The 23,296-nt window shown below is 44.9% G+C and carries 20 protein-coding genes; 14 read left to right on the forward strand and 6 right to left on the reverse strand.

Features of this window, described 5'->3' with window-relative positions; translation table 11 throughout:
• Positions 1-287: 287 nt before the first annotated feature.
• A complete protein-coding gene (locus tag ACRRSW_RS06350) occupies positions 288-1,208 on the reverse strand; it encodes a LysR family transcriptional regulator (protein WP_432458917.1) in 921 nt (306 codons plus the stop codon).
• A 105-nt stretch (positions 1,209-1,313) separates the two neighbouring features.
• On the opposite strand from ACRRSW_RS06350, the gene ACRRSW_RS06355 reads away from it, so the two are divergent.
• The gene (locus ACRRSW_RS06355; RefSeq protein WP_432458918.1) at positions 1,314-2,246 is read left to right on the forward strand and encodes a DMT family transporter; all 933 of its coding nucleotides are present in this window, start codon (positions 1,314-1,316) and stop codon (positions 2,244-2,246) included.
• A 137-nt stretch (positions 2,247-2,383) separates the two neighbouring features.
• Here the strand turns inward: ACRRSW_RS06355 and ACRRSW_RS06360 are convergent, their stop codons facing one another.
• Positions 2,384-3,322 carry a LysR family transcriptional regulator gene (locus ACRRSW_RS06360; RefSeq protein WP_432458919.1) on the reverse strand — a complete coding sequence of 313 codons (939 nt, stop codon included), beginning with the start codon at positions 3,320-3,322 and terminating at the stop codon, positions 2,384-2,386.
• Between the two features lie 52 nt (positions 3,323-3,374).
• On the opposite strand from ACRRSW_RS06360, the gene ACRRSW_RS06365 reads away from it, so the two are divergent.
• From ACRRSW_RS06365 to ACRRSW_RS06375, 3 genes are all read left to right on the forward strand, one after another.
• Entirely contained in the window at positions 3,375-4,358 is a 984-nt protein-coding gene (locus tag ACRRSW_RS06365; protein ID WP_432458920.1) for an aldo/keto reductase, read from the forward strand.
• A 198-nt stretch (positions 4,359-4,556) separates the two neighbouring features.
• Positions 4,557-5,435, forward strand: coding sequence for a WYL domain-containing protein (locus ACRRSW_RS06370; RefSeq protein WP_432458921.1), 879 nt, complete (start codon positions 4,557-4,559; stop codon positions 5,433-5,435).
• Positions 5,436-5,474: 39 nt separating this feature from the next.
• Complete coding sequence (locus tag ACRRSW_RS06375; RefSeq protein ID WP_432458922.1) at positions 5,475-5,693, forward strand: DUF6500 family protein; 219 nt, start codon at positions 5,475-5,477, stop codon at positions 5,691-5,693.
• Between the two features lie 57 nt (positions 5,694-5,750).
• Here ACRRSW_RS06375 and ACRRSW_RS06380 read toward each other — a convergent pair whose 3' ends face one another.
• On the reverse strand, positions 5,751-6,128 hold the full coding sequence (locus ACRRSW_RS06380) for a hypothetical protein (RefSeq protein WP_432458923.1): 378 nt from the start codon (positions 6,126-6,128) through the stop codon (positions 5,751-5,753).
• Between the two features lie 476 nt (positions 6,129-6,604).
• A complete protein-coding gene (locus tag ACRRSW_RS06385) occupies positions 6,605-7,486 on the reverse strand; it encodes an NAD(P)-dependent oxidoreductase (protein WP_432454033.1) in 882 nt (293 codons plus the stop codon).
• A gap of 437 nt (positions 7,487-7,923) precedes the next feature.
• On the opposite strand from ACRRSW_RS06385, the gene ACRRSW_RS06390 reads away from it, so the two are divergent.
• The 10 genes from ACRRSW_RS06390 (at position 7,924) to ACRRSW_RS06435 (ending at position 18,607) form a co-directional block, all read left to right on the forward strand.
• Complete coding sequence (locus ACRRSW_RS06390; RefSeq protein ID WP_432458924.1) at positions 7,924-8,727, forward strand: substrate-binding periplasmic protein; 804 nt, start codon at positions 7,924-7,926, stop codon at positions 8,725-8,727.
• Positions 8,728-8,940: 213 nt separating this feature from the next.
• The gene (locus ACRRSW_RS06395; RefSeq protein ID WP_432458925.1) at positions 8,941-10,305 is read left to right on the forward strand and encodes a PLP-dependent aminotransferase family protein; all 1,365 of its coding nucleotides are present in this window, start codon (positions 8,941-8,943) and stop codon (positions 10,303-10,305) included.
• A gap of 742 nt (positions 10,306-11,047) precedes the next feature.
• Complete coding sequence (locus ACRRSW_RS06400) at positions 11,048-11,959, forward strand: sirohydrochlorin cobaltochelatase (RefSeq protein ID WP_432458926.1); 912 nt, start codon at positions 11,048-11,050, stop codon at positions 11,957-11,959.
• Between the two features lie 69 nt (positions 11,960-12,028).
• Positions 12,029-12,910 (forward strand): ABC transporter ATP-binding protein, encoded by an 882-nt coding sequence (locus ACRRSW_RS06405; RefSeq protein ID WP_432454029.1) that lies wholly within the window; start codon positions 12,029-12,031, stop codon positions 12,908-12,910.
• Positions 12,903-13,643 carry an ABC transporter permease gene (locus ACRRSW_RS06410; protein ID WP_432454028.1) on the forward strand — a complete coding sequence of 247 codons (741 nt, stop codon included), beginning with the start codon at positions 12,903-12,905 and terminating at the stop codon, positions 13,641-13,643. The genes ACRRSW_RS06405 and ACRRSW_RS06410 overlap by 8 nt, the downstream gene beginning before the upstream one ends.
• A complete protein-coding gene (locus tag ACRRSW_RS06415; protein ID WP_432458927.1) occupies positions 13,640-14,590 on the forward strand; it encodes a FecCD family ABC transporter permease in 951 nt (316 codons plus the stop codon). The genes ACRRSW_RS06410 and ACRRSW_RS06415 overlap by 4 nt, the downstream gene beginning before the upstream one ends.
• Complete coding sequence (locus tag ACRRSW_RS06420) at positions 14,583-15,320, forward strand: ABC transporter ATP-binding protein (RefSeq protein WP_432454026.1); 738 nt, start codon at positions 14,583-14,585, stop codon at positions 15,318-15,320. Before ACRRSW_RS06415 ends, ACRRSW_RS06420 begins: the two co-directional genes overlap by 8 nt.
• Complete coding sequence (locus ACRRSW_RS06425; protein WP_432454025.1) at positions 15,271-16,050, forward strand: ABC transporter substrate-binding protein; 780 nt, start codon at positions 15,271-15,273, stop codon at positions 16,048-16,050. The genes ACRRSW_RS06420 and ACRRSW_RS06425 overlap by 50 nt, the downstream gene beginning before the upstream one ends.
• A 1,029-nt stretch (positions 16,051-17,079) precedes the next feature.
• On the forward strand, positions 17,080-18,165 hold the full coding sequence (locus ACRRSW_RS06430) for a glycerol dehydrogenase (protein WP_432458928.1): 1,086 nt from the start codon (positions 17,080-17,082) through the stop codon (positions 18,163-18,165).
• A 331-nt stretch (positions 18,166-18,496) separates the two neighbouring features.
• Positions 18,497-18,607 carry a DUF2834 domain-containing protein gene (locus ACRRSW_RS06435; protein ID WP_432458929.1) on the forward strand — a complete coding sequence of 37 codons (111 nt, stop codon included), beginning with the start codon at positions 18,497-18,499 and terminating at the stop codon, positions 18,605-18,607.
• Positions 18,608-18,778: 171 nt separating this feature from the next.
• Here ACRRSW_RS06435 and ACRRSW_RS06440 read toward each other — a convergent pair whose 3' ends face one another.
• Together ACRRSW_RS06440 and ACRRSW_RS06445 are read right to left on the reverse strand one after the other, a co-directional pair.
• Entirely contained in the window at positions 18,779-21,910 is a 3,132-nt protein-coding gene (locus ACRRSW_RS06440; protein WP_432458930.1) for an efflux RND transporter permease subunit, read from the reverse strand.
• Entirely contained in the window at positions 21,907-23,229 is a 1,323-nt protein-coding gene (locus ACRRSW_RS06445; RefSeq protein ID WP_432458931.1) for an efflux RND transporter periplasmic adaptor subunit, read from the reverse strand. The genes ACRRSW_RS06440 and ACRRSW_RS06445 overlap by 4 nt, the downstream gene beginning before the upstream one ends.
• Between the last annotated feature and the right edge of the window lie 67 nt (positions 23,230-23,296).

The raw sequence follows: 23,296 nt of genomic DNA on the forward strand, positions 1-23,296 counted from the left end.
CTGCTCTTCATGGCTGGTTATCGACAGATTTATGCTGGGTAATCAGTTGCTCATATAATGAATCTGATTGGTATTCGCAGATGGGAAGATGCCCATAGGCGCTGCTGTTTGGTGTCTCGTCGTTAGACTCAATAGTTTGTATCTCAAGGTTTGTAGGTTCTCCTATTCGACCTTTTTACGATCTGAGCGATAAGCAAAAATGACCAGACTGGTTGTGCCTGCTCCTTAGCTTACGGGATAAGCATAGAACAGAGCTACATTCAGCGCTTGGAATGGAGTAAAGGGAGTCATGAGTTAGAATGGTCATAGCGTTCAGTCAGAAAGTCAATGAAGGCTTTAAGTTGATTCGGAATGTATTTTGATTGCGGGTACTGCGCAACAACATTTCCTTGGTAATCTCCTTTGATATGCCATTCGGGTAATACTTGAATAAGTTGCCCAGAGTCGAGGTATTTAGATACGGTAAAGTCTGGGAAAATCGAAATCCCCAAACCTTGCAATACAGCTTCTCTTCTTATTTCACTATGATTAACCGCCAGAGGTCCCTTAATTTTAATAGTATGTTTTTTATTGTGATGACTTAATGTCCATGAATTATCAGCAGCCGTTTCGCCATAACCGATGCATTGATGCTCCATGAGATCATTTGGATGCGTTGGTAAGCCATGTTGTTGGATATAATTGAGATTAGCGCAAGCAATACGTTTCACTCGGCCCATTTTTTTTGCAATTAAACCTTCAACAGGATTATCGGTAATATGAATCACGAGATCCACTTCTCCCCCAATTGGGTCAATATAATGATCAGCGATTTTCCATTTTAACGAGACATTGGGATAGATCCGAATAAAAGCTAAAACTATTGGCATCAGAACTTGACGAGCTAAAGCTTTCGGCGCGGCAACCGTCAGGTCTCCTGACACTGTATTTTGATTGACTTGCGCAGCATCAACGGCTTGTTTAGCAAATTTAAGCATATCAAGACAAAGTTGAAATACGTCTTCACCAATACTCGTTAGACGTAAGCTTCGAGTGGTTCTTTCAATCAGTTTTTGTTCCAGCATCTTTTCAAGTTTACTGATTGAACGGCTAACAGACGAGGGCATCACGCCTAGTTTGACTGCCGCTTTAGAAAAGCTCCCTTGTTCAATCACTGTCACAAAGGTGACCATTTCGGGCATCAAACTCATGATTCTATTTGTGTCCACAGGGCAATTATCCTTTGCATATTAGCTGTATTGTTCCGTTTAAGTTACTCATTGATACTGTTGGTGTCAAACGACTTACCGCTAATCTGAATTTAAGGAGCGACTATGAATGACAGCATACAACTCGAAGTAAAAGTGACTAAAAAGAATCACCGGAAACTTTATGTTCCCGTCTTAGAAATTGCGCTTCTGTCGGTAGCTATTTTTTGGGGAACCAGTTATGGCTTAACGAAACAGGCGCTCATTTATAGCTCAGTGATGGTGTTTATTATGCTCCGTTTTTCGGTTGCTTTTTTATCGTTGTTGCCGATGGCACTTCGAGATATCTACATGGGGCGTAGTAAAGATTGGAAAGTTGCTTTTCCAACGGGATCTATTTTGGCTGCAATTTTCTTTTTTGAAGTGACAGGAGTATTTCAAACCTCTGCGAGTAAAGCTGCATTTTTGATCAGTTTGTCGGTCATATTTACTTCGTTTGTTGAAGTCTTCATTAACAAAAACGCTATCAGCAGGGGCATGTTTTTTCTTGCGGTCTCAAGCGTTGTCGGGGTTTTCTTGTTAACCGATTCTAGTGGCTTGGAATTAACATTAAGTCGAGGTGACTATTTTATTTTATCGGCGGCATTACTTCGAGCGATGATGGTGACAACGACTAAGCGAATCACTCAAGATAAGGTCATTACCAACGTAACGCTTACCTGCATTCAATCTTTAGTTGTCGCGGCCAGTGCTGGTGGTGTTATTTTATATAATTCGGGTTTGAATATGACATTTCCAACGAATGTCGAATTTTGGTTGATCATGGGATATTTGGTTGTGTGCTGTACCTTGTTTGCTTTTTTTGTGCAAAATCATGCGGTGAGAAAGTTATCCCCGACCAAGGTTTCACTATTAATGGGCAGTGAACCGATGTTTGGTGCTATTTTTGCGGTGATTTGGCTAAATGAATCCTTATCCGCGTTACAAGTTTTAGGCGGCTGCATTATTTTTGCGAGTGTGATGGTCGCTTCAATTCCTAAAAAAATTGAGCCAAATTGAGTCATAGAGAAAGTACGGACTCAATTATAAAATGGTGTCTAGATTCACTTGACCACTTTCACGGTCCCCGATATTTAGGTGGTATAAAGAGCACCGACTGGGGCTTTAAGTCCATCAATCTAATTGGTATTTGCGGGTCATTCCAGTTGATGTTGATTGGACTTCACTAAATCGCTTAAGAAGTCTGCCATGGCTCTGATCCTTGGCGAATGGCAGAGATCGGCTTGGATCACCAAATAAATAGCTTGATCTATGGCGACATCTGTATCGATACGTACTAAACCTTGTTTGACCGCAAGAAGGTTAGGTAGCACCGCAAAACCAAGACCGGAGCAACAAGCTGAGAGCTGTGAAGCGACAGAGCTTGTGGTTAGTATTGGCTCACAACCTTTGAGTATTTGTTGCACCCATTGCGCTGCAGGTAGGTGACTTTCCGAGTCATTCCAGCTAATGAATGCATCGTTTTCGTTTACGGAATGGCTTGGCGTTAATTGCTGCTGTTCTAGAAATCCGAGGCTGGCGTATAGCCCGTAACCGAGTTGGCCGATGCGTTTAAAACTAACGTGACCGCTGCTTGGCCTTACCATTCGTAATGCAAGATCGGCATCGTTGCGGTGTAGGTTACTGGTATGGATCCCGGTGAGGATTTCTAATTTGAGTTGTGGGTATTGTTGATAAAACGCAGGCAACGCAGGCAGGATCAAATGGCTCGCTAAATTCTCCGCAGTGGCGAGGCGAATTTTACCCGATAAGCTTTGATTACATTCTGCATCCGAGATAAATGCTTGGCTTGCTGCCTCCATTTGTTCTGCTTTATTTAATAGCGCCTTTCCTTCTTCGCTGAGCAGGTAACCAGTTTGTTGGCGTATAAATAGAGGAAGCCCCAGAGCCTTCTCCAACCTTTCTATTCGTCGGGACAAGGTGGCGATACCGATGCCCATGGTTTGCGCTGACGCTGTCAAAGTGCCATTTCTGGCGAGCGCCAGAAAGCAGCGTGCATCATCCCAAACCAGTTGTGTAACGATGCTTTTTTCAATTTTGGAAGATTGATTGCTAGTTTTGTCTAAATATTTCATTTTTGGAATATGACATGATGTTTGCTTTGGATCAATAAGCTGAGAAATGAATATGAAACAAAGACAACTAGGGCAATCCTTGATGGTGTCATCTATGGGCTTAGGGTGTATGGGCATGAGTGAGTTTTATGGCCCTAAGAATGACGAGCAGTCGATGAAGGTATTAGCCCGCGCGGTAGAGCTTGGTGTCAATTTTTTTGATAGTGCAGATATGTATGGTTCTCATCATAATGAACAGCTGCTTGGTCGTTTTCTTGCGCAAAGTTCTGCCGATATAAAAATTGCCACTAAGTTTGGCATTGTGCGTGAACCCGGAGAATATGCTCGTCGTATTAATAATCATCCAAGTTATGCACGACAAGCATGCGAAGCATCATTACGTCGCTTAGGTGTCGAGCAAATTGATTTGTATTATGTGCATCGAATTGATGTTGAGCAACCCATTGAAGAAACCATGGCGGGTTTAGTTGACTTGGTGAAAGCTGGTAAAATTGCTCATATCGGTTTGTGCGAAGTAAATGCCAGTACCTTGCGAAGAGCGCATGCAGTGTATCCAATTACAGCGGTGCAAACCGAGTATTCTTTGTGGTCAAGGGAGGTTGAACAGCAAGTCTTACCAACTTGCCGAGAATTAGGCATTGGCTTTGTGCCTTATTCACCGCTGGGGCGTGGATTTCTCTCGGGTTTGTTTCGGCAACACCAAGCTTTTGAGCAAGGCGACTTTCGGGCTATGTTGCCACGCTTTTCCGCGCAGGCGATGGCCGAGAATCAACCCATTGCGTCTCTTATCGCAGATATGGCGCAGCAAAAACAATGCAGCCCAGCGCAACTTTGTTTGGCTTGGCTATTGTCTAAGGGAGAAGACATTGTGCCGATTCCTGGAACGCGTCGCTTGTCCTTTTTAGAAGAGAATTGCGCGAGTCACGATATCGTTTTATCCGCGCAAGAACAAAGCGCCTTAGAGCAGCAGATTGAAAAGATGCCTTTGTCAGGCGATCGTTATCCGCCTGAGGGGATGGTGGGTTTGAATGCCTAAATGTCAGCCCATTGACTGCTCTCTGATGTGTCTTTTCGCATTTATTCGGTGATTCACTTCAATGGGGCCCCTAGTAAAGCGACAGATGTCGGACTTAGTGGCTTTGCCGCTTTATGCTTCAATACCCCTAATCATAATGATTGCCTATGGCGTATGCTGTTGATAGTATTTCCATTGTTGAAGATGGAGATTTTTGAGATGGAATTGAAGCAATTAAATCATGGACAACGAACTCGCTTGGCCTTTATTGATTTTAGTTTGGAATACTTTGGAGAAGTGAGTCGTAGCGATCTGATTAGTCGATTTCAGACTGGATTAGCGGCAGCGACTCGTGATTTAGCCGCCTATAAACAGCTCGCACCGACAAATGCGGTGCTGGACCATAAAGCCCGACGTTACCTGCGTAGAAACCAATTTGAACCGTTGTTTTCGCATAATCCAGAAGCGATATTAACGGGGTTGTCGCAGGGATTTGGCGATGGTTTATCTTTTCCTTTAGAACCAAGCGATAGCTGCTTTGATGCGGTTCGTCTGATTCATCCTAAAGCAGAATTTATTGCTGCTATCATGCGCGCTATTCATCATCGAGTGGCATTAAGTTGTGCTTATGTTTCGGTTTCTTCTGGGGAGACTCGCCGCGAAATTGTGCCGCATAGTTTAGTGAATAACGGTCATCGTTGGCATGTTCGCGCCTTTGATCGGCAGAGCCAGAGTTTTAGAGATTTTGTGTGTACTCGTTTTACTCAGCTTGCCTTACTCGATGCTTCCATCTCCACTGTGGAAGGTCGACAATATGATAAGCAATGGAATCAAATGCTTGAGTTAAATTTGGTGCCGCATCCCCGTATTAAAAACTCATTAGCGATTGAGCTTGATTATGCGATGCAAGATGGCTGTTTAAGCTTAGTTGTGCGTGCGGCATTGGCCGGATATCTATTAAGACAATGGAATGTTGATTGCTCGGCTGAGCATGTTTTGAATGGCGCTGAATATCAATTAGCTTTGCAGGACAGCTCGGTATTAGCAGGCGTGTCGGGTTTGGCGATTGCGCCAGGCTGGCAGGGCGATTTTAGTTGATGAGCGCTATGTTATTTAACGAACGATGGGCAGTTAAAGATGCGTCAAACTTTACGCGATAAAATTATTACGGTATGTGAGCAAAAGATCCAGCAGAAGGGCGAGAGTGTTGGTTTGTCTTTTTACGCATTTTTTGCCAATAAAAATGATGATCCACAATTGCTGATGGAAGCTGCAAGCTGGTGGATCCTTGAACATAAACTCGATCATTTTGAGAAGGCATTCAAGATTAGAACATTGGTCGAGCAGGGTAAATAACTGAGTTGATGGGCGATGTTCACGCCGGACTGAATCGGCGTGATGGTTTAAGTCGTACTAGTTTGCGTAGCAGCTGTCCCAGTCTCCATAGTTTGCATCACCCGCTAAAATATCTAGTTCAACTGGACCAGCAAGTTCGGTAATCACTTCGGTGGCGGTGGTTAATACTTCTTCGAGCGGAGTTTGTTCAGTCAAAAAGGTGATTGCCACATGATATTGTTGATTAAAGTAGGCAATAAATAATTCCCAAGTTTGCTGCTGTTGGGCTTGCACTAGCGCTGCTTCAATTTCGTCAAATTTTTCAATATCGGTGACGAAACGAATTTCGGCACAGGTTTGAGCAAAAGGACCTATCGCCATCTTTTTAAGGTGGCGTAGTTTGTGATGATTTCTAATTTCTGGTTTAGCTAATTCGGGAACGGCAATAATAGTCATTGACTTACCTATATCTGATAAATGTGGCGTGATTTCGCCAGGAAAATGTATGTCGCTACTGCGATTGGCCGCGAGCTTAGTCTAGCTTTGGAAGCGGTGCAAGTGAAAGCTTGATGCTCTGTTGTAATCATTGAGCGGAATCCGCTTATGAATCGCTGTACCGTTATCCTTACAGTTGTTTAAATTTCATTCACTGTCTTGGTCATTAATTGAGCTATTATACAGTGGTTAGCAGTATTTAGGCCAGTTTTAGGGGCTTGAATAAGTTTGAGCCAACGCTGCTAGTTCCGAGTCACTACGTGCCATACATGGATGAAGGCAAGAGTTGTCTCTTTGTTATCAGTCCTCTAGTGCCGCTGTATTGTACTCAATGTGTTTTACTTCTAATGTTTTTTAACTTTTGAACTAATACTCACGTTCTCGCGTGTGACTGACCTAAGGCCTGTGGCCTTAGGTTTTTTTTGTATTTTTATCGGTTATTTATCAAACTGTTTAATCAGTACCGAGGTATCGCTACGTGAGTAACCGCGCTGTTGCAGTTTCGCATACTCCGCATCAACTTGTTTAGCAAGGGGTAAATCAATTCCTAGATTTTCAGCTTCATCGAAACAAATGGCTAAGTCTTTGCGCATCCAATCGATCGCGAAACCAAAATCAAACTTGTCGTCAGCCATACTGTTTGCCCGATTTGCTAACTGCCAACTGCCGGCGGCACCGTGCTGAAGAACATTGACCACCGTATTGATGTCCAAGTCGGCCGCTTTTGCTAATTGTAGTGCTTCCGATAGGCCTTGCAAGACCCCAGCAATACACAGCTGATTGACCATTTTACAGCGTTGCCCATAGCCTGCACCTCCGACAAGATTAACCGCTTTGGCGTAGCTGTTAAGTACCGCTTGTACTTTATCTAAGGCGGCTTGTTCTCCGCCTACCATCACAGTTAAGGCACCGTTGATTGCTCCGGCCTCACCACCAGACACTGGGGCGTCTAAAAATTGCAGTTGCCGCTGTTGGGCTTGGGCGTAGAGTTCTCTCGCTAGGCCTGCCGAGGCGGTGGTATGGTCAACTAAGATGCTATTGGCCTTCGCTTTGGCGAAAATGCCATTTTCGCCGCAATAAACTTGTCTCACGTCTTCATCGTTACCAACACAAGTGAGTATAATATCGGCTTGAGCTGCGGCATCCCCCGGTGTGGCAGCTTGAGTCCCCTGATACTCACTCAACCAAGCCTTCGCCTTGGCGTCGCTGCGGTTATAAATGACTACCTTAAATCCTTGTTTACTTAAGTGGCCTGCCATGGGGTAACCCATTGTGCCTAAACCGATAAATGCAACGCTGCTGGTTTGAGATGTATCCATTGGTAATCTCCCTCTGTAGTTAGATGGCTTAAGATTTATTGCAATGATAGTTGCATTGAACTAGTTCAATTTCAAATGATGAGCATGTTTTTATCTTATTACTTGAAAATTGACTTATTTAGCTGAGTCAATCATGAGACCTCCATGACTGTGGAACAGGATTTTGTTAGGAAGGATAGTATTTCATCGCAGAGAGCCTTAGGTGATTGAGGATGAACTGCGTGGGTTGCGTATGTGGTCAGCATTTTTTACAAGCGTGAGCGGTGATGAATAACGCCGACAGATTTAACAGTTCGGCTATTTACTCATTTATAATTGAAGGGGCTGGCTACTATTATAGAGCGTCTGGATCAATATCGGCTCTATTTTGTAAGAGTAAGATGTAGCGAGGGTGATTTCTGTTTCGTTCTTCAAATTGTATTGGAGATATCTACATCATGAAAAAAAGAGCCGTAACCCCACTTTTTTTAATGGTGTGTTGCTTTTTGGCGGAGCCTATAGAGGCATTTGCTGAAGATAGTTCAATTAAACTGTCGGCCTGTGGCCATCATGATTATCCGCCTTGGAACTGGACCAGTGGCTCGGAAATTAAAGGCGCGTGTGCAGAAGTCACTAAAACTTTGTTTGCAAATCTGGGGGTGGATGTTGATTTGACCTATGTGGGCCCGTGGAAGCGTTGCCAAAGTTATATTGAAACGGGGCGGGTTGATATCAATATATGCTCGTTTATTAATGAAACCAGAAAAAGCTATTCAACGTTTATTGCCACCCCAATGGGGTTTAATGAGCAAGCTGTATTTGTGAACAAAAGTGCCTCTTTTGCCTTCCAAAATTGGCAAGATTTAGCAGGTAAGAAAGCAGGAATGGTACTTGGTGTAAGTATTGGGCAGCGTTTTGATCGATATCTAAAAGACAATACCAATATTGAGCGAGTGACAACTTATCGGCAGAATTTTCATAAATTGTTCCATCAACGGGTTGATTTTATTCCGGTAGGGCGATTTTCTGGTTTAGCGATGTTGCAAGCCTTTGGGATTAAGGATGACATCGTTGACTTACCCACTTCCATCTTCACTGGCAATTTGTATATCTCTATGTCTAAAAAGTCCCCCTATTTGTATCTATTGCCTGAAATTGAAAAACAGATGCAAAGCGATGACTATCCGGTATGGGTCAAATCGTTGCTGATTAAGTACGCGGGAGTATATGCAAAAGAGGCTCAGCTGAAACCGATAGAGTGAGGTTTAGCATTTTTGTCATGATTTACCTTAAATCCAATGTAATTAATAAGGACGTCTGATGGCTTACTTTGAGCAGAAGCACAGTTGTTCGGTTGAATTGAGCACTTCATTTTTCTTTGTTGTTATTGCTTGTTGAATTGCAGGGATGATTGTTGTTGTGGGCAAAGTTGTTATAGTTGCGGCTATTCCAATAACGTCTATCAAGATGAAACGATGCAGCATTTATTAATTGGCTTTAATCCTCAGGCTCGACCGCTTTACTTAGAAATTGCGCGATGTATTGAGAACGCCATTCTTAAGAAACAGCTTACCTTTCAGGACAAATTACCAGCTCATCGTCAGTTAGCGGCTTACATTGGGAGTAGCGCGGTCACCGTTCGTCAAGCTTATCAAGCATTGGAAGCCAAAGGCTTGCTGAGCGCGGGGGTGGGCAGGGGCACTTTCGTAATATTTAACGGTAATATGAGTGATGGTATCAAAGGGCGCACCGATGGAGAGGTGAATCTGTCCTTGGTTGCCCCTTTAGTTAGTCCTTTGCTCGGGCCATTGCAACGACATCTAAAGCAATTTAGTGATGCAGATCTGGAACGTTATTGCGGTTATGAAGATGGTGCAGGTAATCCGCAACATCTCGCCACTTTTAGTCAATGGTTGCAGCGCCAAGGTGTTGTTTGTGAGTCTGAGCAAGTGATCCCTTGTCATGGCGCCCAGCATGGTTTGCTGCTTGCGATTCTTGCTTGTACTCAGGTGGGGGATCGGGTGGCGGTTGAGTCTCTCTGTTATCCAGGGATCTTAGCAGTATTGCGCCAAACTGGTCGTGTACCTGTGGCTGTGTCATTAGATGAACAGGGGCTTTGCCCACAATCTTTACGTGAACAGCATTCTCAGCAATCGATTCGAGCCTTGGTATTGGTTGCGTCTTGTCAAAACCCCACGGGTAGTGTGATGCCAAATAATCGCCGTGAGGTGCTTGCTGAGTTAGTGAAAGAGTGTGACATACAAGTAATCGATGACGATATCTATGGTTTTCTCAGCGAGGATGAAATCAAACCATTTTATTCATTTGCACCGAGTCAAACCATTTACTTGAGTAGCTTATCGAAAAGTGTTTCGCCTAGCTTGCGATTGGGCCTATTGGTTGTGCCTAAAGCTCAGCGAGACGATTATATTCATTTGTTGCGAACAACCCTATGGCTCCCTTCTCCAATATTACAAGAGTTGGCCTGTCGAATGATTCGCAGTGGTGACGTCGATCGAATTAGTCAGTGGCAAAAGCAGCAGGCAGGGCAGCGTCAGCAATTGGCGAAACAAATCTTTGCGCAATTTGATTTTGTTGATCAGCAATTGCCAAAGCATCATGCATTCCATATTTGGTTATTACTGCCTCAAGGTTGGAGCAGCCAAGTGTTTACCGAGTTGATGGCTAAACAGCATATTCGAGTGAGCGCCGACTATCACTTTGCGGTGGTCACTAATCAGCAGCCAGCGGTGCGAATTAGTCTCATGGGGTGTCGCAGTATGACACAACTAAAACAGTCCTTGCTGCAAATTCGCGACGGTTTACTACGCCGCTGTTAGCGTTTATTGAGCGCTCGCGAGATACATTTTTTAAGTAAACTTTGGGTAAGGTTTGCGTTTCACTAAACTGCGTTAGCCGATGATCTACACTGGCGTAGATGGCAACATTTCAGATGTATTTTATTGTTTTAGTCAGTGACTCACGGCTGTAAGAATAATCACCCGAATTCAATCAATCCTAGGCGCTTAGGGCAAATTCAAATGCTGTTAGCTGCTTGAATTAAGCTCAATTTATCGCCAGAGATTTGCGTACTCTGGATCGCCAAAGATAGAAAAATATTGTCGACTTGTAACAATATTTTACTGAGTCATTCAAATTAAAAAGCAATCCACAACTTGTTTACAGTGAGCTAGTTACAATGTTTTTTGTAGATGAATTACCTTGTTTGCAAGGAAAAATCAATAACAGGAAATGATCATCAGGCCTAGCCTGATCTTGCTCAAATGACGATTGATTTATTTTTGAGAAGATGAGGGGGCGTTGATGAGGTGTAATCAGCTACCGATGTTTGTGGTCGCCTTCGAGGCTATCAAGATCGCAATCATCTTGGATGCTGCGTTTCATTAATCAATCGCTTATAGACTCGCTTACAAGCAGCAAAAATTTGAGTTTATAGGCACCAATCTATTTATCGGTGAATATATGCAAATTTCGACAGTATTAACTCGGTCTATCCAGTATTTATGCCTGATCCTCATTGGTTTCGCATTTACAACAAACTCATCCATGGCATCTGATTTAATGAATAAAAATGAACCGCATACATCCGCGATTGTATTAGCCGCTTTTGGTACCACATATGATTCTGCCGTCGAATCGCTGTTGGCGATTAAACGAAGCGTCGAAAAAGCCTACCCGAATACACCGGTACGTTACGCTTTTACCTCGAATATAATTCGCAAAAAATGGCATAAAAGACAAAGTGATCAGCAATATCAGCAAGACCACCCAGAAATTCCCGCGTCTTTTTATCAAGTGAAAAATGTATTGGGAACATTGGCCGATTTACAGAATGAAGGCTACAACCAGATTGTTGTGCAAACCACTTTATTGTCTCATGGCGAAGAGTTTATCGACTTAAAAGCTTATGTGGATGCACTCAACTCTATTGAAACCATCAAGCCGGAATGGAAGCCCTTTAAGCAGATCGCCTTGGGTCGCCCCTTAATGGGAACTTGGGGGAAACAGTACTCTTATTCTGAGGATATAGAAAAATTGGCGACATCTTTAGTCGACGATGTTGAGCAAGCGAAAGCTCAGCACAGCGCCTTAGTTTATATGGGACACGGTAATGATCATCTCTCGACCGGTTTGTATTACGAGTTAGAAGAGCAGTTAAATCAGCTTTATCCTGACCTACAGATCTATGTTGGTTTGGTTGAAGGCCATCCTAATTTTGCTGCCTTATTGCAAAAGCTAAAAAATGACCGGATCCAAACCGTCATGATTAAACCACTGATGGTCGTTGCGGGTGACCATGCAAATAATGATATGGCTGGCGATGAAGATGATTCTTGGAAAGTAATGCTGAGCCAAAATGGGATTGCGGTTACTCCTATCCTCGAAGGTCTAGGCAGCAACGACAAGATCCAACAACTGTATTTGCAACACCTTCGCGATGCGGCAAAAGATGCCAACATTACTTTGAAATAATCAGTTAACGGAGCTGGGCGAAAAACTCGCTAAGTTCCGTATGTTCTCTTCATTAGGTAGACCATTCATTTGCACAAAGCGCTGAACCAAAGCTCAAAGGTCATTATTGAAGCAAGGCAATTAAGCCGTTGTTTTGATCGCACCATAGCTGTCGATAAGGTTGATTTTTCTCTGAACCGGGGGGAGATTTGTGCCTTCCTTGGTCCCAATGGCGCGGGTAAAACCACCATTATAAAAATGTTAACTGGGCTACTTGAGGCAAGTTCTGGGGAAATTTTATATGAAGGTGAACATTTCCATCCTCGCCGTTTAAATTTGAAGAAGTTGATCGGAGTGGTTCCGCAACACAATAACTTGGACCGAGAATTGAGCCTGGTCCAGAATCTGCGGGTGCATGGTATGTTATACCATTTACGAGGTAAGGCGCTGGAGCAGCAAATTGAGCAAAGTTTGCAATTTACTGATTTGTACGAGCATCGAAATAAACCCGCAGAAAAACTCTCTGGTGGTATGAAACGCAAGTTGGTGATCGCCCGCGCCTTAATGCATCAGCCAAAGATCTTATTTTTAGATGAGCCAACGGTGGGACTCGACCCACATAGTCGCCGGCAAATGTGGCAATTTCTGAGTCGGATTAACCAGCAGCAACAGTGCACCATATTTTTAACCACTCACTACATTGAAGAAGCCGAGCGTTTGGCGCAGCGGGTGATTTTTATTGAGCAAGGCAAACTGATTGCCGAGGGCACGCCCGAACAATTAAAAACCAAGGTTGGCCAGTTTGTACTCGACATTCAAGGTGAAAACTTAGAGCAAGAGTTTTTTGAACAGCGCCAAGATGCACTGAGTCGTTTAGCGAATATTACCGATGCACCAGTCAGCATTCGAGAAACCACGCTCGAAGATGTGTTTCTAACGCTCACCGGCAAGAGGCTAATCAAACATGCTTGATGGGATTTATGGCATTTACTATCGAGAGTGCACCATTTTACGTAAAAAATTAGTGCGTACGGTGTTGGCCGGAGCGGTTCCTCCTTTTTTATATTTGATGGCCTTTGGCTTTGGGGTTGGTAAAGAAACTCAGGTGGGGGGAATCGATTATCTCACCTTCTTATTGCCTGGTTTGCTGGCTATGTCGAGTATGAATCAAAGCTACAATATTGCCTCAGAAATTAATATTAGCCGTTTCTACTTAAAGATTTTCGAAGAGTTTTTGTTGGCACCCAATCAGCGTTGGCAAATTGTTGCGGGTGAAGTGTTATACGGTATGACCAAAGGCTTGATCCCTGTGGTGATTATTGCTGTTTATAGTGTGTTATGTGGCGTAAAACTGCACTTTTCAATACTGTTTTTTGCCTCATTAGTCTTGCACTTAGCGGCGTTTTCCTTGATTGGTTTTATTGTGGCATTAAAGATGAAAAATCATCGTGACCAAGCCACCATGAACGCCTTTATTATTACTCCCATGATGTTTCTCTCGGGGACTTTTTTCCCGGTTGATCAAATGCCAAGCATTATTCAGGTGGTGGCGGCATTTTCACCGCTGACATACAGCGCTGAGCTGCTCCGTTCGGCTTTGCTAAATCAAGGGACTTTTAGTTTTCAGTCTCTTGGGATTTTGTTGCTGCTTAATTCATTATTGCTGTGGATTGCTCACTACATTGTTCAGCGAGTTGAAACATGAAGCCGCTGTTGGTCAGCTTATTTATCGTTTCGGCGTTGCTCTCCACCATGGTCGGCCCGCACTGGATTAATCCTTTGGCGATGACCAGTGTTGAGCAAAGTATTCTGCTGGAGTTACGCTTTCCGCGGGTATTATTTGCCGCTGTCATCGGTGCCATGTTGGGCCTTAGTGGCAGTATCTACCAACTGACCTTAAAGAACCCGCTGGCCGATAGCTTTACCACGGGTGCGGCTTCATCGTCGGCGCTTGGTGCTGTACTGGCGATAGCGATCGGCGTACCAGTATACTTGGTCTCGGTGTTTGCCTTTGTCACTGGGCTTAGTGGTTTAATCTTGGTCTATCGGATGTCTTTAACTCAGGGGCGGATCAATCCTATCACCATGATTTTGGCTGGCGTGGTGATGAATATTGTAGCGTCGGCCATGATTAGTTTCTCGAAATACTATTTTGAAGACTCTTTGAACTCAATTGTGTACTGGTTAATGGGCGGCATATTTCTAGTCAGTTGGGAGAAGCTCGCGTTGTGCGCCCTGATCTTGACTGGCGTTTACTTCTATTTGCAGCGACAAGCCTTAAAACTCAACATCTTAGCTTTGGATGAACAATCGGCACAAAGCTTGGGGCTAAACGTGCACCGCTTACGCTCGGTCGCTTTTGTGTTATCAACTATTTTGGTGTCAGTGGCGGTGAGCTTTTCTGGCATTATCGGTTTTGTTGGGCTGATTGTTCCGCATGTTGCACGTAGCTTGTTTGGCAGTGACATGAAACTGAATATTTTTTATTCCAGCCTGTTGGGTAGTTTTTTGTTAATGCTATCGGACACCCTTTCCCGGGTGATTATCCCTGGTGGTGCAGAGCTGCCTGTGGGGATTATCACGGCCATTTTAGGTGGCCTATTTTTCTTTTACTTGTTACGTACTCGCAGAGGGCGCTTCTGGAATGGCTAAAATTAGCATTAATGCGCTCTGTTATCAGCGTGGTGACTTCCAACTTGAGCTGGATTCTCTCACCATTTCCGAGGGTGAGAAAGTGGCCTTAATGGGGGAGAACGGTTGTGGTAAAAGTACCCTGATCAATCTGCTAACTGGTCTGATTGAACCGCCGCCAAATAGTGTATTTTATGATGGGTTTGATCTTCGAGATACGCCCCATTTAGCACGGGCTAAACAGTTTGCCTTGCTGTCGCAGTTTTCTGATATTTCTTTTCCGTTTAGTGTCTTTGAGGTGGTGCAGCTGGGCCGATTTGCCTGCTCCAACGGCCAGTCTTTTTCGCAGCAAGACAGAGACAAAACCCAAGCGCTGCTGTCGCTATTGGATATTCAACGCTATCAAAGTAAAAGTTATACCGAGCTGTCTGGTGGCGAGCAGCGTCGGGTGATGTTGGCTCGGGTGCTTAATCAAGATGCACCAATTGTCTATTTGGATGAACCCAACGCCAGCCTAGATATTCGCCATACCTTGCAGATCTTTGAGCATCTATATAGTTTGCCGCAAACTATCATTAGTTCGGTTCACGATATCAACTTAGCGCATCGTTATTTCGATCGTTTTCTTTTCTTAAAGCAGGGCAAGCTGTTGTACGATGTAGTGCAACAACAGTTAAGCCCTGCACTGCTTTCTGAGGTGTATGATGTGTCGGTTACTCGCAGCGATACTAGCTTTTGTTTTAATCCCTAACGCTTTTGCTTATCAGCGAATTGTTCTGCTTGCGCCCGCCGCTGGCGACATCCTGATCCAGCTCGGTGCGGCAGATAAGGTAGTTGGGGTGACTCGCAATAACTTTGATTTTCCCAATGCCACTAAAATAGGCTCGCATATCAAACCTAATGTTGAGTTGATTAAGAGACTTAAGCCTGATTTATTAATTATTAGTTCCAATCGTTTTTTCTCTCAGCAAATGGCCGCTTTAATTGACGCACAAACGCTGCTGTATAATCCCTTAACCTTGGATGACATTCTGGTGCAAGTACAGCAGCTAGGCGAGTTAAGCGATCACCAGTCGCAGGCCAAAGCATTAATCGATAAACTCACCCTGTTACGCGCCGAAATTAAGCCTTTAAAGCTTAAACCAAAGGTGGTTTATGAAGTGACCGAGCATCCCTTCATGATTGCGGGGAAGGGCAATATTGTGAATAGTATTATTGAAGCGGCTGGGGGAGAGTTATTTGCGCCCTCGCAACGAAAGATTGCTAAGTTTAATTTCGAGAGCGTGCTGTTTGCCGCCCCCGATTATTATATTTATCAAACGGGACCGATGAATAAAAATCCCACCCCGCCTGCACAAAGAGCCAATTACCAAGCGCTACACAGTCATTACATGAAGGTGGACCAGCTGAGTTTCTCGCGTGCCAATACGGCCTCTTTTTATCACGCTCTAGCCTTAAACCAAGCCTTTGCTCAACAATAAGATTCTTCATTTTCGGTGCTCTCAGCGAAGTAGCAGGCAACGTTTCGCCTGTTGGTGTCGGCAACCATACATATACAAGCTAGGTCGTTACCATCGATTTGACATGAAACGCTGTGTTTAATATTTTTATTTCAAAACCTTACTGATACTCTATTGATTTATATAGAATTACTTTGAATGTGAAACAATCTATGTGTGATACATGCTAACTGCATGTGCCTAAAAGATGGGTGTTTGCATTACATTAAGCTGTTAGCTTTAGAGTGTATGTTGCGAAGATTTTTTACTGATGTTCATCTTTTTTGCTATATGTTTCGGAGAAAATAAATTGAATTGGGTATTTGCTCAAGAAAGTAATGTTGCAACTAAGCAAGTGATGGATGATAGTTGGAATGGGAGACGTTATTGATACCGAGCTTTCTTTAAATATTATCGCGGATTTACCCCTGACTGGAGTGCATATCGAGAATCAGTGAAGCATAAATCGGTACGGCCCAAAGGGGAATAAACCTCACAAGTCAAATTACTAAAACAAAATAAATAAGACATCCATCGTAATTAGAGAATAACTAATCACGTTATAAAGCGATTCTCTTCAACTAGTGAAATAGAAGCTTGAAATGGCTGTCCTTATCGAACAAGGCTTGAGTCGCAACTATAAGATAATTAATATTTTTTGTGTTTTTAGACACGAATTTTCAAGACAGTCAGCTTAAAACTACTTATTCATTTTGCTCAAAAATCAGCTTAAAAGTATTTAAATTTGATTATCATTTTAGTGAGCGTTTGCAAGCTAATGAGTCCCCATACGATCAAACATGATGCCTTGCTCGATCAATCATTGTTCTTCCACAATAGGCTGGCCGCAGGGTATCACTATCTTGTCTACCCATCATAATAATTTGTCTTCTCTGACAAAATGAACCGTAGCGCACAATTTGTCCATGCTTGGCTCTTTACAATAAGTTAAGCAAAGCAACGATGGCGTTTTATAGCCACTTTTATCGATAACAATTAGTGAGGCTTAACATGGACAAGATCATTATTTCCCCAAGTAAATATATTCAAGGTTCCAAGGTTATGGCGAGCATCGGCGACTATCTTAAACCCTTAGCTCATAAGGTGATGGTAATTGCCGATGGTTTTGTCACCGAACTGGTGGGCGCGACGGTAGCGAACAGTTGTCAACAATCGCAAGTTGAGTTGAGCATGCTTGAATTTACTGGCGAATGTAGTCGACCCGAAATTGAGCGCTTAACTGCGATTGCTGAACAACAAGGAAGCCAAGCGATTGTTGGAATTGGCGGCGGAAAAACCTTAGATACTGCCAAAGCGGTGGCCTTTTACAGCAAGCTACCGGTGGTGATTGTGCCAACGATTGCTTCGACCGATGCACCAACGAGCGCCTTGTCGGTTATTTATACGCCTGAAGGGGAGTTTAGCGAGTATCTGGTTTATCCACGTACCCCAGATATGGTGATCATGGACACCGCTATTATTGCCGCTGCGCCAACCCGTTTATTGGTGTCGGGGATGGGTGATGCTTTATCGACTCACTTTGAAGCGAGAGCAAACAGCATTTCTAACAAGGCGACAATGGCGGGTGGCGCACCAACTCGAGCCGCACAAGCGCTGGCTAAATTGTGTTATGACACCCTGCTTGCTGATGGCTTAAAGGCTAAAATAGCCTGCGATCAAAATTTATCGAATACTGCTTTGGAAAATATTATTGAGGCGAATACTTATCTTTCTGGGATCGGTTTTGAAAGTTCTGGTTTAGCCGCCGCGCATGCCATCCATAATGGTTTAACCAAGCTTGAAGAATGCCATCATCTCTATCATGGTGAGAAGGTGACGTTTGGGACCTTGACTCAGTTGGTACTAGAGAATGCGCCGCTGGCTGAAATCGACGAAGTCATTGAGTTCTGCCGCTCGGTGGGTCTGCCGACTAACTTTCAAGCCATGGGGGTGACTAAGATTAACCGTGATAAATTACTCGAGGTTGCAGAAGCGTCTTGTGCTGAAGGGGAAACCATTCACAACATGCCTTTTGAAGTCACGCCAGAGTTAGTATTAGCGGCAATGTTAACCGCCGACCAACTTGGTTCTCGCTAGTGCCGTTCTGCGCGGTAGTTTGATGGACTCACTGAGTACCTTGAGACTCGAGTTTGGATTGAGGCCGCTGTATGCGGCCTTTTTAGTTTCTATTTTAAGCCAAAGCATGGGACATTTTTGCTTGAAGGTATGCTTTGATTCAGGAGATTCATCGCGATTTAATCTATGCGATGTTTGACATTCGCGTAATAAATTCTAGTTTGATTCGTTTTGCAGCCGAAACCTGATTTTGAATGAAAATTGGCTCGATGTGGTTATCGCAGCTGTAACTTTATTAGGTTTTATTGTGGTTGTTGGGCAAAGGCGTCAGGTGAAAGCTTGAAGCTTCGCCATGGTGGAAACTTTAATCATCGGTGTTTCCTTTGGATTACCCTTATACCTTTATCTAAAGGAAAAACAGTTTTTGAGTGCTGATTTTTGGCTTGATTCTGTCGCTGAATAAAGGCAGATGAGGTGCTAAGAATTCTTTATTGAGCTTTTGTTCATGAGCCGTTGCGCAGCACACTATCATTGGGTTTCGCGCAGATCACCCATCTTGACAGTGAGCGACGGACTTGTGCGCCGACACTTTGCCTAAGATGGGCTGCAGCAATGGCTTGTTGTCAGTTTTCTTTTACTCCGTTGTCATCGGTGGTTGGATATTTGCTGGTGATGGCACTTGATTAAACTTGCTCCAGTTCAAATCATCCAGTATTAACAGCACGCAAGGCACGATGATCGAAGCCAACAGGGTGGCCGAGATCAAACCAAAGGCGATACTGGCAATCAGCGGGATCAGAAATTGTGCCTGAGTGCTGGTTTCCGTTAATAAGGGCAATAAGCCGGCAAAGGTGGTTAAAGAGGTGATAAAAATCGCCCGAAAACGGTCGTGAACTGCGGCCTGACAAGCCTCCATCAAACTTCCCCCTTGAGCGATATTTTGTTTCACAAAGTTCACCAGCAGAATATTATCGTTCACCACGATCCCGGCAAGGGTGGCAAAGCCAACCAGACTGGGAATGGTTAAGTCGAGCCCCATACCAAGGTGACCCCAGACGACTCCTATCCAAGCCATGGGGATGGCCAGCAATACCGCCAGAGGTTGGCTGTAGCTTTGAAACAGGAAGGTGAGGATCAAGTAGATACCTATCACTCCCAAGATAAAAAAGCTTAATAACGAGCGACCGGTGTCGGCACTTTCTTTATCTTGCCCTTGCGAGACAAAACTAAGTTCGGGAAACTTCTGCTGCACATTGGGGACAAACTCTCGATAAAACTGCTGCATGATTTCTCTGGCATTGGCCACATTGGTATTAATGTTACCCTCCACCGTGACGGTGTTATTGCCATTGATCCGGTTGATTCGTGAGTAAGCCTGTTGCTCGCTAAATTCAGCTACGCTGGAGAGTGGCACCAAACGCCCATTACTGGCGGTCACGGCTAAGTCTTTTAGCCCTTGCAAGCTAGCCTGGCTGGTGAAATCAGCGAGGCGCACCGTAATGTCTAGGGTTTCGGCCTGTTGAAACACCGTGAGCTCGGTACTGCCTTTGACCGCACCGCTGAGAGTTTGGGCAATTTGCGCGGCGTTCACGCCCATCACTCCCGCTTGATCTTTTAGGCTCACCAGGATCTCAGTTCTGCCTTTGCGCAGATCGCTGGACAAGTTAAACACGCCATCGAAACCTTTCAGCCATTTAATCAGTGAGCGGCTCACCTGATCCAGGTCATCTAAGGAAGCGCCTTGCACTCGAATATCAATACCATTGCCGGCAATCCCTCTTTCCTTATCGGTGAACTTGAGCGACACCACATCGGCGACTGGCCCCACTTTCTCTTTCCAGCTTTGGATCAAGCTCTTAATACTCTGTTGGCGAAATTGCGCGGGCAGCAGATCGGCACTCACCGTCGCCATATGTGGCCCCGATTCATTGGCGTCTAGATTACTGTTGTAAGTGATGGTCGTGCTATTAATCAGCGCTTCGGACCGAGGAAAAGCCTCGGCGTAATCCTGATTCAGTTGCACTAAAGCCGCCGATACTTTTTCAACGACCGTTTCAGTTTGGCTAAGTAAACTGCCTTGTGGAAGCAGAATACGAGCCTGCAAGGTATCACTCTCCAGGGCGGGCATGGCCTTAAACTTCAACCAACCAGCAGAGAAGGTTGCACTGGACACAAGCACCGCCATGAACAATAAACCTAAGGTGAAATAAGGTGCGCGCATCGCTTTCATCGACAGCGGGACAAACAGGCCATCTCTTAATTTTTCAAAGCCGGCAATAAAACGCGCGCGCACTGGATTCGGTTTCGCCTGCAAGTCACTGTGGGCAAGGTGCGAGGGGAGGATCAGCAGCGCTTCGACTAAGCTCACTAACAGGGTGATGAGCAAAATAATCGGTATATAGCGCAGTACGTCGCCCATTTTCCCGCTTAAAAACATCAACGGACCAATCACCATCAGAGTCGTAGCAAAGGAGGCCAGCACGCCGGGGAAAACCTGTTTGCTGCCAACAATGGCCGCTTCAATCGGCGGCATCCCTGCTTGGCGTTTCGCGGCAATGTTCTCGGCAATAATTAAAGAATCATCCATCAATAAACCAATGGCGACGATCAGGCCGACCATGGTCATCATGTTAATGGTATAACCGAGCACGTGCATCACAAAAATTGAACCCAGAAAGGACACCGGTAAGCCCATCGCGACCCAAAAACTAAAGCGAATATTAAAGAAGGCCCATAACATCAGGAAGGCCAATAGCAAACCTTGAATGCCATTGCTGCTAAGAATGCGTAAGCGTTCTTTGATGTTGACACTAAGGTCTTGAGTGATATCGAAACTGACCCCCTGCGGTGCCATGGCTTGCTCTTTCGCCACTAAGCTCTCTAATGCCGCTTTGACCTTGAGCGAGTCTTGAGCGTTGCTTTTTGAGATCTGTAAGATCGCCGCGCGCTGGCCTTCGAATAATATTTTATCTTCATCGAGCGCAAATTTTTGCTCCACCTCTGCAATATCGCCGAGTCGCAGTTGGGAGCCCAATTCACTACTTTTAATGATGATGTTTTTTATTTCGTCGACACTGTTACTCTGTTGTACCAGGCGCACGCTGGTCTCAGCCAAGTCGCTGCGAAACACTCCGGCTGGCGCATTCAGGTTTTGTTGCTCAACCACCGCCGAGAGATCGGCAATACTCAGGCCATATTGTTTGAGCGTCCAGTCAGACACTCGAATTTCAATTTCTTGTTCGGAAAATCCGCCGACACTGACCTGAGCAATCATCGGATTGGCTTTTAAACGCTGCTTCACTGCTTGCGCAAACAGGTAAAGATCACGCGCCGACATATCGCCACGAATCGCCACACTGGCAACCGTGGCAACCCGGTCCAATTTACTGACGCTGATTTGTTCAACCCGGGCCGGAAAATCGTGAATGGCATTCACCTGCTGCTGAACGTCGGCGGTGATGATGTCGATGTCTTCGCCAGAATTAATTTCGGCATTGGCGATGGCTAAGTTTTCTCTGGCATCACAGCTGAGCTCTTTAATCCCATTGAGTTTGTCGATGGCATCTTCCAGTGGTAGGCAAATTTCTTCGAGTACCTCGTAGGGAGAAGCGCCGGGATAATTAACCCGAATTTCAACATCTTTAGTCGGGGTGAGAGGAAAGGTATCTTTCTGTAATTTGGGAAGCGCCAAGGCACCGAGTAACAGTAGCGCTAGCATCAATACATTGGCACCGGTGGCATGGCGAGCAAATAAGGCAATCATCATTGACCCTCCATACTTTGCGGCTTCGACGCTTTAAACCCGGTGGTTTTATCCAGCCATGCTTGAATTTTAGGATCGGCCTGCGGTTTTAGTTGCATGCCTGTAACTGCCGGTGAAAGCTGACTTAAGACCACCTTATCATTGGACTGCAGACCCGATTGAATCACCGCAATTTGCTGTTGAATAAAGGCGACCTTAACTGGCTGAATCACCAGTTTGCCTTCTTGATCGACCAGATAAACCTGATCGTTGTGAACGGCATTGGCAGGGACTAGCAGCTGCTCGTTTAATAGCGGTGCTTTGAGCGTGACTTGCACGAAGGTATCGCGGATCAACGGCGGTTTTTCACCGGGTTTGGCTTGCTGATAAGGATTATCGATGTGAACCACAATGCTTTGACTCTGGGTTTGCGCATCAATTTGCCCTCCGGAGCGACTGACCTGTGCCTGCCAATGGACCAGCTGTTCGCCCACCTTGAGTGAGACCAGCGCACTTAAATTGTTATGCGCAGTATCTTCCATGGGCGCAAGTACACTGGCCTGATGTAGCGGGCGCATTTTGCCTAAGGGAAACTGAGCCTTAACCTCAACCGCACTGATCCCATCGGCACGAAGCAATGCTTGTCCCTTGCTAACGTATTCTGCCTTATCGACCAAGGTCTCGGTAATGCGCAGAGCAAAGGGGGCAACAATGCTGGTATTGATGAGGTCTCGCTCGGCCTGAGCCAACTGTATTTGTAAAACCTGCTGCTCCGCCTGATTGATCACCAGACTGTTTTTTAGGGTTTGCAGTTGCTGTTGGCTACTGAGCAGTTGGTGGCTTGCGTTGTCTTTTTCAGTTTTTGAAATGTGCCCGGTGCTGCTTAATTTTAGAATCCGCTGATACTCGGATTTTTGCAGCTCATATTCTTGCACGGCAATGTTCAGCGATTCGCTAATCGTGCGGTCTTTAAGCTGGGCCACTGCAATCTCGGCATTCAATTTTGCGACTTCCAGCTGATAAGTGGATGGATCGAGCTTGAGAATCACCGCCCCCTGCTGGATCACTCCGCCATCGTCAAAATCTTGATGGACCCAAATAACTGTCCCTTCTAATTCCGCTTGCGCTTGCCACTGTTGCTCGGGTTCGGTGTAACCATAACCTTGTACCATTGGCTGAATTTTACGTGGCAGCACTTTAAGGACTCGCACCACCTTTTTGGGAGGCGCTTGAGAGGCCGCTGGCGGCTCTGCTTTCATACTTGAAGCAAAGGCAAGGAACAGGCCACCAAGTATCAGGGGGGGAATAATCACGAGTCTCTGCTTCCAGCTGAAGTGGGACATGTCGCTCTCCTTGGACAATCACATGTAATACGTGTTTTTTTGTGTTTTAAAAGTTGTATTTAAAGCT

This window comes from Agarivorans sp. QJM3NY_25 (genome assembly GCF_050870875.2).
Classification (GTDB): Bacteria; Pseudomonadota; Gammaproteobacteria; order Enterobacterales; family Celerinatantimonadaceae; genus Agarivorans.